We start from the raw sequence: 14,676 nt of genomic DNA on the forward strand, positions 1-14,676 counted from the left end.
ATTAATGGCCGCTCCTCACCGCTAACTTTGCTTTTTCTAGATGCAACATGAACGGTATGAATGTCCTGGCTGTCGGGAAAAGGATAGTTTTGCAAAGTGACTTCTTCCTTTCCCTCATTAATTTGAATATATATTTCTCCCCTTGCCTTAAAGCCGGCTGCCTCACAAACTAAATGTTGTAGAAAAAGCCGCGGTTTTTCTGGTTTGCCTTTTTTGGACACTGTATATACTTTAGTCAATCTCAGATTCATCATGAGTTCCTCCTATTTTTTCGACCTTCAAGCGGAAAGGTGAATAGTCCTTGTATAGCCGCCATCATCATTGTAAATATCGAACAATAGATCTCCGGTATAACGAAGTCGGACAAATCCCTTTGTTTTGATATATAGGTGGTTGCTACCTTCAATCAGGAGCTCGTCATCGTGAATTTCGATGTTCGTTATCCTTGCCGGGTAAGAAATGATTTCATTGAAAAAATCATTATGGCAACGTACCTGAACCCCATAGGTGTTACCGATAATGGCATTAATTTGTTCATCATGGGTTAATTTCTCAAAATTGGTTATCTTCTTAACCTTCCGTACAGTTCCTGGTTCAATGAAGTTAGGTGACAGATCAAAGGTTACGACACTATCCTCCGTTATAAATTGTTTGGCATGATTGTTCCGATAAACGCTTCGGTCATAATTAAAGGACAGAAGGTCATTCTGTTTTATCACCAGATTCAAGTCGCCAATCATGCTTGCATAGCTCATGAGTTTTTTGTTTTTGACTGAACCTATTCCGCTTATTGGTGGAAAGGATGATTTAAAGATGGACTTAAAGGATATTTCTCCAGCTTGGAAAGGTAAGCAAAACTCCTGGTACTGGTCTTTACCTTTAACTAGAAAGAACTGGCCACTGAGTGAATCCAGTAACTCTAGCATCCTCCAACTTTCAAAAATAACTTTTTCTCCCCGGGCCGCCGCTATTTCTGTTGGTTTTGATGTAACATCGAAAATTGATAGTTGCATGTTATTCCTCCGCATTTTATTTTTGGTAAAAGAAAAGCAAGGCACCTTTACGGCCGCCCTGCTTTTAGACACTTAATATAATTTTCAATTCAGTTCCTCTTGATAAAATCCTCGGCGCTTTGCCGCGAAATAAAAAGGTTCTAATTGTTCCAATGCTTCCCCATATGGTTCGATAATTAGAAAAGGGGAAAATTTATTTTCTGCACTAATTAATCGCTCCATAGAATCCACAAACCTTTGAATGGAAGATGGAATAATTAAATGAGATGCAGCACAAAGTGTTTCCTCAATCACCTGTGTGTTTTTAATATCAGACCAATAAATATCAATAAGCTGATGTATTGTATTTTTAGTGCTTTCATACATGGCAGCTTTCCCCTGCCATTACCAAATCCTCATAGAACGCACCATTACAAATAGGGCAGCCACCAACAAATTTTTTATTAATGATAACCGGTCGTGACCATTCACTTTTATTAGTAACTTCATTACAACCACAACACTTTACCTTTGCATTTGTAGCTACCGTTTCCTCACTATTAAAAAGAATATAATACTCCTTTTCAAAATTGATTTGATTACCTTTATCAAGGCTGTAGGGAATAAAATCCACTTTAATTTCATCAAAGAACAGTGGTTCTTCCATGAGGCCGTTAAAGCAGTCATCTTCCCTTAAATCCCCCTTGTAGGCAATGGCAATATCTAGATCACTGTTTTCATTAAACCTGCCATTTAGCCGGCTGCCTACCATACAAATAATAGTTGGCTTAAATCTGCCTTTTTCCAAGGTATTTAAAAAACATTCAATATGGTTTAGTGCAGCTTCCCTAATATCGTTTAAGGTAACTGCCGGAAATACTTCCATTTTCCCCACCTTCTATTCCTCCTTATTAAAAAGAGAAAGCTGCTCAGTTATAAGTCAGCTTCCCCTATAATTTGATTTATTCTTCCTGGCAGCTAAGACAAAGTGAAAAGCCCAACATGTTCTTTCCATCGTCATTATCGATTACTGTAAGGCTAGAGCGGTTACAGCGTTCACAATGACAATCCGATAAGAACTGGTCCTTAGATAGCTGAACCAAATTATTGGTCTGCTTAACTTTTAGCAATTCCGCAATAGTCATTTTTATTTTCCCCCTACAGCAGATTTTCTTCTTTTATAAACTCAAAAATCTGCTCGAATTTTTTATTAATGGCTTCACGCTCTTCATCCATTGGAAAAGCCAGTCCATCCCTGGTACCTGCTACAAGGTAATCTGATCTTCTGCCGGCAGCCTTCAACTTATCCTGTATAAAGGATTCGAAGGCTCGGGCGGAAAGTTCTAAATTGGCGGACCAATAACGACCTACCTTGTTTTTGTCCAGGGCAATAGCTGCTTGATAGTAATTGGACATATTTGAAGGATAAGGGATACGTTCAACCCGCTCTCCTGTCTGTTCCTCATGGTACCAAGCAATTGCTTGAGCAAAAGACTTAATATCTCTTTCGGTTTTCTTCTTCAATTTCTCGATATCCTTTTCGGTAACATAGGAAAGAGAAGAATAATAACGGATCTGAGATTCAAGGTTTGCGCTCGCATCTTTGACTTTCTCTTCCATGGCTTTGAAGAGGTCACCGCCATGACGTTTATAAACCATTTTAAATTGAGTTCCTCTCCATCTTTCACCCGGCTTGTTGGTATTCTCGTAATACCCAATGCTGTTTCCGCTCTTAATTACGTCGATTAATTCAGCAAACAACAGTTGAAGGAACGAATCAATGTGATTACCAAGTGTATCCGGTTCTGAAGCAAATCCGCGTTTTCCGTTTTTTGAGTTATGGCTAAGGTTATATAGTCTTGAGTCTAGAGCATGGAACCACTCGTGTCCTAAGACCCCCAAGCACCCTTTCTCTTTTGTCATGTTGATGACATTAGAAATCGGTTCGAAATGGGCTAAAGCACTGCCACCTCTGCCGCGGGCACCATAAGCCATAGCAAGTGTTCCTCCGAGGGATACAGCCTTATAGTCAACTCCTAAAAGCTCAGCCAAATCCATCATTGCTTCTGATGAACGGAGAAGATGCTCCATGCCTTTTTCATCCCCCATATAATGGCCAAATTCCACACCGCGAAAGTCAAAGAACATTACTAAATCCTCTGGCTTTTCGATAGGACTCTGTGCCCCTCCTATACGATCTGGACGGTCAGGCAGATTCCTTTCCCATACCGGCTTTCGTGTAGAGGGTTGCTTTTTCTTCTTTTTGGAAAGCAATTCTTCCCAGGTCGTAACCTTTAAGGCATTTGTTAAGGTGCTCGTATAACTGGCTTTATTTCTAAAGAAGTTAATGAATTTCTCACCCAAGCTCCTTAACCCAATTTCTTGTGCCTTTTTAGTATCGTTAAGTGTTTTCTTTGTCCATAAAGCTTTATTGTATTTTTGTTTCCACTCTTCCGAACCTTTCTCAAGACAACCAAGTTCTGTTTTGAGAGTTTCAAAAGTATTTTCATAATAAGCCAGGTTAGTCCGTTCATTTCGGAGTAAACCAGCTATTTCATTTATCAAGGTATAAAACTCATCCAACGTTTTCACTGGCTCCATTAGAGCTAGGAGATGTTGCGCAGCCTTCATAAATTTTAGCCGGCCATCTTTAGAATCATCAGCAGGACTAGCATCAATACGCTGAATCAAAAGCTGTTTTGCTCTGGCTACAGCTGGTTCAACCTCATTTTCTCTTTCTTGTTCAAGAGAAAAACCCTTGAAGAGATTGTTTTTTGTAACGACTTCAACCGCCAAAGCGCTGCTGAAGCTTTCAATCTCTTCCAAAAGCGAAGCAGAATTGTTTTCTTCAAAGGCTTTTCTTAATGCGGCCATATCCTTTCTGGCCCCGCCAATTTTTTCTCCCACATCATAGGCAATCTTATTAGATGCCTGTTGCTCGGTTCTAATATCTAATTCTTCATTTTCTTCAGATGCCACTTGGAACAATGATAATTGACTAGTATCCATCTCTTTGACCTCCACAATGGTTTTTAATAAAAAAAGAGACAAAGAAGATAGTTCTTCCTTGCCCCTCGTTATGTTCAGCATCCTTCATTCAAAACCGGAAGATACTGACCATCCTTTTTAATTTTCTTTACCCCTATACCAGTTTTAAGATTCTACCTGTTGGGCAGATTACTTTTACGGAAACTTCCCTCTTGGTTTTAATCTTGGTTATAGTAGTGACACTACCATTATCATGAGTTTTCTTTTCCTCACTTGGAATTTTCTTTACCAATTCCAGGCCTTGGACTAAATGATAATTTTCGCCTTCTCCAATTTCACCGTTTACTGCGCCCGAAGCTAATAGAAGGGCAAGCTGTCCAACATTCAAAGGAAGAATTGGATCACCGCCAATTTCAAGCTGTCGTGGTTTAGAGCGGTTCATAAACGCTTGAAATCCCTTGCTGTTCCGAATGCCTTCTGAGAAATCGGATTTGTGGGCAAGCTTCGTGTAGAATGTCCTTAATTCCTCTATACCTGGGGGAACACTCCACTTTTTTCCCGCAGTAACAAATTTGTCGATAGGAGTAACTTTCGAAAATACAAATTCATCGGACTCCATATTAACCAGGAAATCAAAAAGCTTTTGATTAAACTCTTTATGCTTTCCGGATTTTTTGTTTCCAATGAAAATGCACTGACGAAAATCTTCGTAATCCTCATCGGAGAAACGCATCATGCCGACATTATAGAAATGGGTGGCCAAGAACCTAGCGATCCGCTTATCAGCAAACCTATAAGAAGGAATGACATATATGATTAATCCCTTCTCTTTTAGATAGCGGGTATTACGGGCAAGCTCGGTCCATTCTTTACGGTCAGCTGACTCATCGTCCATACCTTTCATCGTGAAATCATACGGTGGATTTAGGTAGAGTAAAGACACAGCATCATTTTGAATTACCATTGATTCAATTGGTGCATTAAGACAATGGCTCAATAGCTGTTTTGCTTTTTCTGCCCTGGCTTTGTCCAACTCAACCCCATATGTGGAGATACTACAATCCTCTAGATTGAACCGAGATGAAAGTTGATGCAAAATCTCACCTTCACCACAAGTTGGATCAAGCCATACACCGCTGCCTTCCACTTCCAGTATGTTTGTTAAATATTCTCCCTGACGATCCGGTGTCGCGAAAAAGCCCGCTCTTATTTTATTGCCAACATGACTCATATTAAATGATTCCTCCTAAAAGATTGGTTTTGGTTTGAGCCCAGCTCCTATAGTTACGTTTATCAAGAAATTCTTCATAAGGGTCTTGAAACGTATCTAGTAAACTAATAAGCTCTCGAAATAGCTCTTCTGGAATGGCGGCCTTCTTAAAATAATTTTTAAGATGCGTAAGTGCCACTACCTTAAACATCTTATCTTCATCATCGTAGGCCCCCTGAATAGCTAAATAAGCCAGAAATGGGAGGCTTTCTTTGGCTCTATCCAAGAAGGGTTGAACAGCTTCCCTGTCTTCGTAGCAGTGCGGTAGCCCCATTGGAAATCCCCTTTCATAATAAAAATGAGAGGTAAATATGACCTCTCTTTTAGTTCCATTTAATTTCTTAGTTAGCAACCTTCCCATAAATATCGATGCCTAGTAAGATCAAGTCTTTTCGGAATGGATGTTTAGGTAAACAGTTTTCACAAATATCTTCCTCCACGAAATCCTTCTTATTAACCAAGGAATCATGATATTGTTTATTGCAAATTGTGCAAGAAGCAATTTGTTCATCAGAATAAACTTCAATACGGGTATTTAACAACTGGCAAATAGCCTCCAGTGAATCATCTTCCGTAATGCCAATTTCAGTCAGTTTAGCAACTTCCTCGTCTGAAAGATCTTCATAAGAATCAGTATGAATATACATTTGCAAGTGCCCGTCATCCTCATTTTCTTGAAGCATAGGGTTGAAATCGAGCACTTCACAAATTTTCTCTTCCAAAACTTCACGTAAGTCACATGCTGTTCCCCTGAAAGCAATAGAGCCATCTTTTAATAGTACGCTATAAGTCGTTTCCATTTTGTCTCCTCCAATATTTGAGATTTAATTAAAAAGAAAAAGCGCCCACAAGTGTGAACGCTTCGGTTTCCCCTATTAGAATGGCCAATCATCTGTCGGAGTGCCGCCAGAGAAAGGGTCATAATTGTTATTATTATTGCTGTTGTTATCTTCGTTGTTAGATGGATTGTTCCTGTTGTCCAAGAAACGTACTTCGTCAGCAATGACTTCCATAGTAAAGTTTCTCTTACCATCTCTTTCAAAAGAACTAGTCCTTAGAAATCCAGTAACAGAAACAAGACTTCCCTTGCCAAGATACTTTTTACAATTCTCAGCAAGCTTGTTGAAAACCTTCACCTGGATAAAGTCAGCTTCCCTTTCCCTCTTTTGATTCAAATACTTCCGTTGAACCGCAATGGTGAAAAGACCGACTTTATTTTCGTCTCCTTTAAGATCACCCATTTGTTTTGTAAGTCGCCCAACTAAATTCAAAGAATTCATTATACATACTCCTCGTCTTTATTGTTTTGTGTTTACCTGATTTAGCCCAATCTGGTGCTTTCTTTGTTCACAACATTGCTGAACAAAAACTATAGATGCCCCAATTCTTTTATTGATCTGAATCTGCCGCTTCCGATAATAATATGATCGAGCAAGTCAATACCCATTAATTTTCCAACTTCAGCTAAACGCTTAGAAATCTCAATGTCCTCCCTAGAAGGAGTAGGGTCACCACTTGGATGCTGATGAGCCACGATAATTGAGGCAGCACTTAGTTTTAAAGCTTCGCGAAAAACGTCACGAGGATGAACTATGCTGGCATTTAGAGTTCCTTTAAAGATTGTCTTTCTACCAATAACAACATTCTTGGTGTTTAAAAAAACAACTTCAAATTGTTCTTGGTCTAGAATAGACATATCTGAAAATAATCTCGCGGCATCCTCTGGACTACGAATAGTGTACTTGTTTTCAATTTTGTACTTATTCATTAGCCCGGCTAAACCAAGAGATGCAAGAATGCGATTAGCAGCGCTTTCTCCAACTCCTTCATATTGGAGTAACTCTTCTTTAGATAAAGAAGAGAGCCCTTTTACTCCCAATGAAGCAAGTTGTCCAGTAATGGATGGATTTGCTTTTGATCCGATTAATACTGCCAACAAGTTCTGTAGGGAAGTATTTTCGGTACCATAAAATAATAGTTCTTCTTTTGCAATAGCGAAATGTTTGTTCATAGTTTCTACAACAACCTTTCGTAAAGTCTCTTAAAGTTTTTTGTTTTTCTATGCTTCCAGGTCAAAAAAATAGTTTAGAAGTGAAGATTTCGCACGTTTGAAGATAGAAGGTTGAGCATTATAATTAGTGCTCATGTGATATGTTTTTTCACCCTTAAATCTCCACATGACTGTTTCACCGGTTGCATTTTCTACAGCTGCAACGAATGTTAATACTTCCCGAGTAGCAGAATTTCTGTCAAAAGACTTGGCGCGATAAATGCGACGCTCCCCTTCTTTTAGCAAGATTTCTGCGGTTACGCGGTACTTTTGATTAGAGGTTAATACCTGAAATTGCCTACGACAATTATCAATTACATCCTCTTTTGTTCCTAATAACTGCGACATTGTAGCCATTACATTTCCACCCTTCTGGATTTTTTTTTATTAGAACGCAAAAAAGCGCCCTCCAGAACGGACTTTAATTGACACATAAAAATGTGTTTAAAGTCAGTCCCAAAGGACGCTGCGTTTAATAACTTAGCCCGCAAACCTAATAGGTTGCCAGAAAAACAAAAAATAAAAACAAGGTATGCATTAAGTCTACTATTAATTGGCTTAATACGCAATAATATTTATCATTCAATTAGACACTTCTACTAGATTAAAAATCTTTTGATTTAATTAGCTGGCACTAAGAAATTTTCTTCAATTGCTTTTCGTAATATTTCCATTCCCTCCGGACTAACGACTACTTTTCCATTAGCTAGGGCATAGTTTGAATCAGTAATTTGTCCTGTAACAATACAAACATGGTCCGGTTTGTATTTGCGAAGAATAATTTTATTGTCATCTTTAAATATCTCTAAAGAATCACCCACCGCTATCTCTAAAGACCTTCTTAGTTCAACGGGAATAACGACTCTCCCTAAATCATCTACTTTTCTAACTATTCCAGTACTCTTCATTTTAATCCTCCCAAAATATGAACTGCAAATTATTATATAGCATTTTTGGGGGAATCTGAAATAGTTCAAACAATCTAGGCAGATACATTCCCTCTACCGCGAGGTTTAAGTTGAAGAAAGGTTACTTTTTTCCAAACAAATTCTAATGGTCCGTAATTGTGGTACATTAACCACCATCGGCTTAATAATGCTTGAAGTAGAATAATAATAGCGGCCAGAGTTAAAGTTGCGATTGGTTCAACTTTTCCATAAAAGCCAAACACTCTAAAAATAATTAATCCCACTATTGATTGAAATAGGTAATTGCTCATTGACGTCCTTCCGATATCAGCCAGGATTGCCTGTATTCGAGTTCCCCTCTGTCCGAGCATGATAATGCTTAAAGAGTAAAACAAGCCTAAAATGGGGCCTCCGAACGCCTCAGATAAATGAATAACGAGTACATAGGATGGCTCGATTAGAAAGAGTGTTTTAAGTGTTAAGCCTAAAGCTCCGGAAATAAGCCAAAAAACATAAAGTATACGTTTTTCTTTGTTAAATTGATTGAACAAATTACTTTTAGCTGCTGCAAGGCCAAATAAGAACATAGGGAATATGCTAATGAAAATAAATGGAATGCTATCAACGTATGACAGCTGCCAGTCATGAAAGTTTTGAAAAAACCTTGCCGAAAATTCGCTATTATAAACGTCAATAATCTCCTGGATAATGATGCTGTTATTATAAGGTACTAACGAGAAGTTTGATCCATAAAGATACATTCCATATAGGAAGTTTGGAATTAACCAGATAAATAATTCGGTATTAGCAATCGCCTTCGGTTTTAAGCGGTAAAAAGGCATAAGTAAAAATCCAAGAATAGCATAAATTAATAAAATGTCACCATGCCATATAAAAAAGGCATGTGCAGCACCGATTAACAGAAGAAATAATAGTCTTTTTGAGAAGATGATATAAGGATTCAATCCTTTGCGAAGCGCACTTTTAAAAACAAAACTCATGCTAATGCCAAAGAGCGTTGCAAATATTGGGTAAAAGCTGGATTGGGCAAAAATTGTAGAGAAGTTATGTAGGAATTGTTCTGTTGGAGATTGCCAATACGAGCTAGGAAAAGAATCATATAGTTCTGGCCAGGAAAAAGAAATTATATTAACTAAGAGAATCCCGACAATAGCAAATCCTCTAATAGAGTCTAATGCTTGAATACGGACTTGATTCAAAGAATAGCACCCCAATTTTCTTTGCAATTCATCATTAACAATCCCCCGTAAATGGTTATTCTACCTTCATTATAACAATTAGTACTACTCATAAAAATGAAAAAACCTACTACTAGTGACTAGTAATAGGTTTTGACTGCTTTTTATGTTCTAGCGGTTTTGACTATTTTGTAGTTCTCAACCGAAATCTTGGCCTCTGATGGGTTTTTGTAAAGGGATCGACAGGCTTATACTTCAGTAATGCCACGATTTCCTCTTGTATTTGTTCAGCGTCTTGAAGGAATTTATCTGTGTCATGGAATAGTTGATCTATATCACTATAACCGGTTGTCTTTGGTGTCTCTTTTAATGCAGTATTTGCCATGTTATATTCCTCCCCGCTTAGATTTATTCTTTATTTTATCACATAACAGAATTAAGGTGCAAAGGCGAGCATAAAATTCTACAGTCCTTAAATCTGATGGGATAACAAAACCATCTTTTTCTTCTGACTGTATACAAAGAACCCCTAGTATTTGATCATCTACATTTAATGGAAAACCCAAAATCGAACCAATGGGTGTAGCTTGTAATCCCAAGTCATGAAACCTTGGATCTGAAGAAACAACATTGTTCTCAAAATCTGGTTTTCCTTTACCCCAAACTGAACCCGCAAACCCCTCACCCTTAGAAAAAACTCTTTTGGCGATTGATTCTGCGTTAATTCTTACGGATTCAATAATTTCAAGTTGTTCATTTTCATTTACTCGAAAAAGGGAAATAGATTTATCACTTTGGTCTTTTTCAAGCACAGTAATGCATTCCTCAAGTATATTCTTTAACATTTTCTGTGTTGTATCAGCGTCTTTTATGAAATGCAAAAAATTATAGGACCTTAATAGGCGGTTTGCATTTTCATTATGCCTTAACATTACTTTTATTTGAGCTTTTTGGCGGGATGCTGCATCCATTCCTGCTATTAATGTTTCGTTTATTTTTTTCATAGCTAACTGTGTCAATTTGTATTTAGTAACCAAAGCACTGTATTCTTTCTGTATTAAAAGCGGCCCCTTCCTGAAGCTAGGGTCATAAAACGGATTTGGCAGATTGGTTACAGCTGTTCCAATTTCATTTTTTGGATTGCTTCTCCAATGGTCTCCAACTATCCGCATTAGCCTATACATAAGAAAAACTACAGCAATGCTATTTGTGATGTCCATTCTACTAACCGGTTTATTTAAAGCTTTTGTCAGTATATCAGCAATTATTCCTGTAAATCCATACACAATTGAGACAACTAATAACAAAGCAACCAGGTAGCAAGCTAAAACCATTGGTTTTGACAAAGGCTTTTCTTTTATTGTTTCTTCCTCTTCAAAATGATTATTTTCCATAATTCTCCCTCGCATTAATTTTAATATTCTTAAATTAATTATACTTGATAAATGTAACCTGTCTTCGTTTTGTTTTAAATAGCAAAAACTAATTGGCCCGCTTCATTTTGTGTTACAGGAAGTGGCTCCAAATTAGTTGAAACAAAACTTTTCTGTTTTTTATTTCTTTGGTTTAATCCTTCTGAAAGAGCAGATAATATTAAATAATTAAGGGCTGCTTTCTTGGTTTCCTCTGTAAAAGAGCCATATATCCAGCCAAGCCATTTATGAACCAGTTCTGTAGCTTCTAATTTCGTTGTAATCTCATCTTTACACACAATAAAGGTAACTTTATTCCATACAAGCTTCATATCATAAAACTCCGTTGTGTCTGGAAAGAAATACAAGCTCGTTTGATTAGCCCTTTGCCTGTCTTTTAAGAAAGTGTAAAGTTCTTTTTCCTCCTTATTCAACTCAACTGTAATGTAAAATACTTCATTACAAGTTTTCGTTAGCTTTTTGTTTGTAGTCTTATCAGGAAGAAAGACCAATTCACCATCGTATTTGAAAGCTTTGGGCTTAATTGCTGAGCGTTTCAAACGAATTCCCTCTGTATCCTCCCAGGCATTCAAAACGGACTGAATTTCGTCCTCTGAGATTAGAGGAAGGTTATCCCTTTCCTGGATATAAAGAAGATGCTCCAGAAGTAATCTGCGGCCTTCTAAATTCATTCCGCCAGGTGCATACGAATCGGTTGTTGCCCTTCCATAGGTCTCAAAGTAATTGGTAGCCTTGGTGGTTTCATCTATATCAAATAAATCAACCTGTGCCGGCTTGTCCCCTTTTTGTTTTTTCATACGATTATAATGCTGTCTCGGAAAGATTTCCCTGTATCTTATGTCGTTCCTCATGGCCAGCATTAGTGTTTTCCACTCGAGTAAGCCTTGGTAATTATGTCCTTCTGCTATGAACCTTAATAACATAGGGTCTCTGCCGCTAACCATTCCACAAGTCCAGCATCCAAGCCTTCCTCCGGATGCTCCACAAGAACTTTGTCCTTGTTCTTTTGCAGTTTTTATACCACATTCCAGAATGCCCTCACCGTATTGAATCGACAACTCTTCAGCTGTGACACCATAAGGAAGGGTTCCCCGGCTTAATAATTCAAACCAAAGCTCGTCTGCAGTAACCCACTTGATCGCGTGAAAGCACATTATTTCTTCAAAATCAGAGTGTTTCGCCCATAATGAGTCCTCGCTTACCTGGAACTTATTAATTGAAGCTTTTCGTCTCGCTCCCTCTTCATTACGGACGCCCAAGTAACAAGTGATAACTGACTTATCTTCTCCTAACCTAATAGGAGCAGAAGCAATCCACTCCTTAAACTTTTCCTGGGTGGGTCCGATTTTAAGCCAATGCGTACAAGGATGATGTTTCGTGTTTGGAGTCGAAATAAGTGTACCGCGCCCCAAAATCCTGTACCAGAAATTATTCTTCATATTGGGTTTTACTCTTACTACTACGATTGGAAGTCCCTGCAAGGCAGCTTGTTGTTCAATTTTTCTAAGTGTACTATTCACGTAATCGGACATAATTGGAGCTTCAACCCCAGTGTCTGAATTCATGACGTAGACAGTCTTTGTTCTTAGATGTGCCGGTAATTCAAGCAGCACTTCCCAAAATAAAGTGAGTAGGTAAGAACTATCCTTACCCGCACTAAAAAGAACCGCTTGCTTTCGATTATCAGTAAGATAGTTTTGTTTAATTGCCTCTTTAACTTGTTGAGTAATATCCATATGCTATCCTGCAGCCAAATAAAAGGGGGGTAATCCCCCGCTAAGAATATTTAGCAGAGGATCTGCACCCCCTATTCATTTATTTGTTGATGCAATACATAGAAGAAAAAAGGGAGAATTCCTGCTAAATTTGCAAGAATTTTCCCTATTCATTTCAAGCCAGGTCAGCTACCTTATATACCCCACCATTGTGCTCAAAATACTTATTTTTAGAAATCATAAAAACATAACTTCTAACCAAACCATTTTCTGTAATGATCTCCACATAATCCTCATTTATAGAAAAAGCTCGTAGCATAATAAATTACCTCCAGTGTATTTTGTTTTATTAGATGCATTAAGCGCCCATTCGGTTGGCAGCAGCCATCCGATTTTTTTTGTCCAGCATTTCAAAGACAAGCTTCTCATCCTCCAAGGTCATAACTGCAAACTCTAGTCGGATATCAACAACGGTCCTAAACTGTTCAATGTCCTTTTTTGATATTGTGCCATTTAAAATGAACTGCTCTAAGAGGCGAGAATTTGGTTTTCCATACTCAATGAGCATCCACTCCCCTATATAGTCACATATAGCGGGAATGTCATATTTAGGTTGGTTGGCAATTACAGAAAGGCTTCCGTATTTATGATGAATAGGTTCACGCTTTGCTTGTTTCATTAAATGCTGAATTTCTGGCAATTTCATAAATTTTCGTTTCAAAATCTCATAATCACTATTTAAATGTTTTTCCTTTGACTTTAATATGGCCAATTCTTTGATAGCGACAGATAGATCCCATTGGTCAGCCATAGCAAAGTTTTGGGGAATTTTATTTAAGGCGTTTCCTAACTTATTGAAATTTGGCTTAATATAAAAACTATCCGTTAACTTGAAATCCTGAATCATTTCCAGATATAACTCATTGCTATCAATCGCTTTATTATCAATTTCAGCTACCTGAAGCAGTAAGCCAACGTCATATAAATACTCATTCAGCGCAATATAGTCAGTCTTATAAACCTTCTTTGCGGTGAACCGGCCAACAAGTCCAGCCTCTTTAAATTCATGACGCTTTGAATCGGAGTCCTTCAGAATTTCTTTTACGTTAGTAGTCAGCTTTTTTATTTTTCCTTCAGTTTGCTTCATCTCAGGATATTTACCTTCTTCGATAAAAGTCTCCATCAATTTGGCCGCCACTGATAACTTTGTTTTTTTGCCTTTCGCCATTTTATCACCTCATAAGACTCCCCAATCTAGTACCAGGGAGTCATTTTTAGATGATCCCCACTAGAAAGGGAGAATTATATAGGCTATTAAGCGACTTTAATGAGATGCTTCAGCGGGGCCGAAGTCCATTTTTGTACAACCTCTTTAGCCTGGAGTTCAGATGCAGCACAAATGTTTACTGTTTGAATGCTACGATATTGAATAAACCCCTTATAGAAAAAGAGCTCTGTTTTAGATTCGGAATCAATTTTCATTAGACCAGCTTCAACTATTTCTTTTACTTTAGGATCTGAGCAAAAGCGAATCTTGCCCTTCTTAAAGTTAAGAATAAAATGGTTGTTGAAAGGCCCTACAACGACAATATCGCTAATATCACTTTTCTCCTTAACCAAAACAGCCAGGTTGTTGATATTAACAATTATTTCTGTAGTTTCTCCTTCATGGATTAGATAAGCCCTGCAGGCCATTGGCATAGGTAATCCTCCATTCTGAAAGTTATAAGAAAGCCAGGGAAAGCAATTAAGCAACTTGTGAAATGTTAATTGGCTTAAAAATAGACCATTGTAAGAAGTCCTTATAAGCCTGTTCACCCGTTGTTGAAAGCAAATAAAGAGTTTCAACTGCTAATACCTCCTGGGTAACCTTAAACAACTTCAGAGGTTCACCAAGCCCTGTTAGATGGTTATCTAATTCAGTTTCTAGAGACACATCGCTAAAGTCAGTTACAACACCATTTTCCACTTTAAGCAGCAACGTTCCATGGTGCATAACCTTAAAGTCCCTACAATCTTTATACTGATGATAAAAAGCCGGCAAACAGTCCTGGCTAATTAGGTTATCCCGCTCCTGCCCATTTTCTTTAAAGAGAATTCGATAAATGTTCTTTCTCATAA

20 protein-coding genes and 1 pseudogene are annotated in these 14,676 nt (G+C 37.9%); 1 reads left to right on the forward strand and 20 read right to left on the reverse strand.

Annotated elements, in window-relative coordinates; translation table 11 throughout:
- A pseudogene (locus D1B31_RS17725) lies at positions 1-254 on the reverse strand (DNA cytosine methyltransferase); the annotation flags it as partial.
- A 24-nt stretch (positions 255-278) separates the two neighbouring features.
- Positions 279-755, reverse strand: a complete 477-nt coding sequence (locus D1B31_RS24375) for a hypothetical protein (RefSeq protein ID WP_158587583.1) — start codon at positions 753-755, stop codon at positions 279-281.
- A gap of 13 nt (positions 756-768) precedes the next feature.
- Between D1B31_RS24375 and D1B31_RS24380 the strand changes: the two genes are divergently transcribed.
- The gene (locus D1B31_RS24380; RefSeq protein WP_158587584.1) at positions 769-1,089 is read left to right on the forward strand and encodes a hypothetical protein; all 321 of its coding nucleotides are present in this window, start codon (positions 769-771) and stop codon (positions 1,087-1,089) included.
- Positions 1,090-1,097: 8 nt separating this feature from the next.
- Here D1B31_RS24380 and D1B31_RS17735 read toward each other — a convergent pair whose 3' ends face one another.
- The 18 genes from D1B31_RS17735 to D1B31_RS17820 form a co-directional block, all read right to left on the reverse strand.
- On the reverse strand, positions 1,098-1,379 hold the full coding sequence (locus D1B31_RS17735; protein WP_118922907.1) for a hypothetical protein: 282 nt from the start codon (positions 1,377-1,379) through the stop codon (positions 1,098-1,100).
- Positions 1,372-1,878, reverse strand: a complete 507-nt coding sequence (locus D1B31_RS17740; protein WP_240035339.1) for a nucleotidyltransferase domain-containing protein — start codon at positions 1,876-1,878, stop codon at positions 1,372-1,374. The genes D1B31_RS17735 and D1B31_RS17740 overlap by 8 nt, the downstream gene beginning before the upstream one ends.
- A 272-nt stretch (positions 1,879-2,150) precedes the next feature.
- Entirely contained in the window at positions 2,151-4,082 is a 1,932-nt protein-coding gene (locus D1B31_RS17750) for an LPD1 domain-containing protein (protein WP_158587585.1), read from the reverse strand.
- A 52-nt stretch (positions 4,083-4,134) separates the two neighbouring features.
- Positions 4,135-5,211: a DUF6094 domain-containing protein gene (locus D1B31_RS17755; protein WP_240035325.1), complete on the reverse strand. Its 1,077-nt coding sequence runs from the start codon at positions 5,209-5,211 to the stop codon at positions 4,135-4,137.
- Between the two features lies 1 nt (position 5,212).
- Positions 5,213-5,611 (reverse strand): hypothetical protein, encoded by a 399-nt coding sequence (locus D1B31_RS17760; RefSeq protein ID WP_158587586.1) that lies wholly within the window; start codon positions 5,609-5,611, stop codon positions 5,213-5,215.
- A complete protein-coding gene (locus tag D1B31_RS24640) occupies positions 5,592-6,050 on the reverse strand; it encodes a hypothetical protein (protein ID WP_192894796.1) in 459 nt (152 codons plus the stop codon). The genes D1B31_RS17760 and D1B31_RS24640 overlap by 20 nt, the downstream gene beginning before the upstream one ends.
- Positions 6,051-6,125: 75 nt before the next feature.
- Positions 6,126-6,530, reverse strand: coding sequence for a single-stranded DNA-binding protein (locus D1B31_RS17770; protein WP_118922917.1), 405 nt, complete (start codon positions 6,528-6,530; stop codon positions 6,126-6,128).
- A gap of 89 nt (positions 6,531-6,619) precedes the next feature.
- The gene (gene radC / locus D1B31_RS17775) at positions 6,620-7,261 is read right to left on the reverse strand and encodes a RadC family protein (protein ID WP_118922920.1); all 642 of its coding nucleotides are present in this window, start codon (positions 7,259-7,261) and stop codon (positions 6,620-6,622) included.
- 48 nt (positions 7,262-7,309) lie between these two features.
- Complete coding sequence (locus tag D1B31_RS17780; RefSeq protein ID WP_118922923.1) at positions 7,310-7,657, reverse strand: DUF6018 family natural product bioysynthesis protein; 348 nt, start codon at positions 7,655-7,657, stop codon at positions 7,310-7,312.
- Positions 7,658-7,920: 263 nt separating this feature from the next.
- Positions 7,921-8,208 carry an AbrB/MazE/SpoVT family DNA-binding domain-containing protein gene (locus tag D1B31_RS17785; RefSeq protein ID WP_118922925.1) on the reverse strand — a complete coding sequence of 96 codons (288 nt, stop codon included), beginning with the start codon at positions 8,206-8,208 and terminating at the stop codon, positions 7,921-7,923.
- Between the two features lie 74 nt (positions 8,209-8,282).
- Positions 8,283-9,428, reverse strand: a complete 1,146-nt coding sequence (locus tag D1B31_RS17790; RefSeq protein WP_118922928.1) for a DUF418 domain-containing protein — start codon at positions 9,426-9,428, stop codon at positions 8,283-8,285.
- Between the two features lie 163 nt (positions 9,429-9,591).
- The gene (locus D1B31_RS17795; RefSeq protein WP_118922930.1) at positions 9,592-9,792 is read right to left on the reverse strand and encodes a hypothetical protein; all 201 of its coding nucleotides are present in this window, start codon (positions 9,790-9,792) and stop codon (positions 9,592-9,594) included.
- Position 9,793: 1 nt separating this feature from the next.
- Entirely contained in the window at positions 9,794-10,801 is a 1,008-nt protein-coding gene (locus D1B31_RS17800) for a GAF domain-containing protein (protein ID WP_158587587.1), read from the reverse strand.
- A 74-nt stretch (positions 10,802-10,875) separates the two neighbouring features.
- The gene (locus D1B31_RS17805) at positions 10,876-12,576 is read right to left on the reverse strand and encodes an adenine nucleotide alpha hydrolase family protein (protein ID WP_118922934.1); all 1,701 of its coding nucleotides are present in this window, start codon (positions 12,574-12,576) and stop codon (positions 10,876-10,878) included.
- A gap of 154 nt (positions 12,577-12,730) precedes the next feature.
- Entirely contained in the window at positions 12,731-12,874 is a 144-nt protein-coding gene (locus D1B31_RS24385) for a hypothetical protein (RefSeq protein ID WP_158587588.1), read from the reverse strand.
- A gap of 39 nt (positions 12,875-12,913) precedes the next feature.
- Positions 12,914-13,783 carry a hypothetical protein gene (locus D1B31_RS17810; RefSeq protein WP_118922936.1) on the reverse strand — a complete coding sequence of 290 codons (870 nt, stop codon included), beginning with the start codon at positions 13,781-13,783 and terminating at the stop codon, positions 12,914-12,916.
- Positions 13,784-13,869: 86 nt separating this feature from the next.
- On the reverse strand, positions 13,870-14,256 hold the full coding sequence (locus tag D1B31_RS17815) for a hypothetical protein (RefSeq protein WP_118922938.1): 387 nt from the start codon (positions 14,254-14,256) through the stop codon (positions 13,870-13,872).
- 46 nt (positions 14,257-14,302) lie between these two features.
- Positions 14,303-14,674 (reverse strand): hypothetical protein, encoded by a 372-nt coding sequence (locus D1B31_RS17820; RefSeq protein ID WP_118922940.1) that lies wholly within the window; start codon positions 14,672-14,674, stop codon positions 14,303-14,305.
- Positions 14,675-14,676: the final 2 nt, after the last annotated feature.

This window comes from Neobacillus notoginsengisoli, from assembly GCF_003515685.1.
Lineage (GTDB): Bacteria > Bacillota > Bacilli > Bacillales > Cytobacillaceae > Bacillus_D > Bacillus_D notoginsengisoli.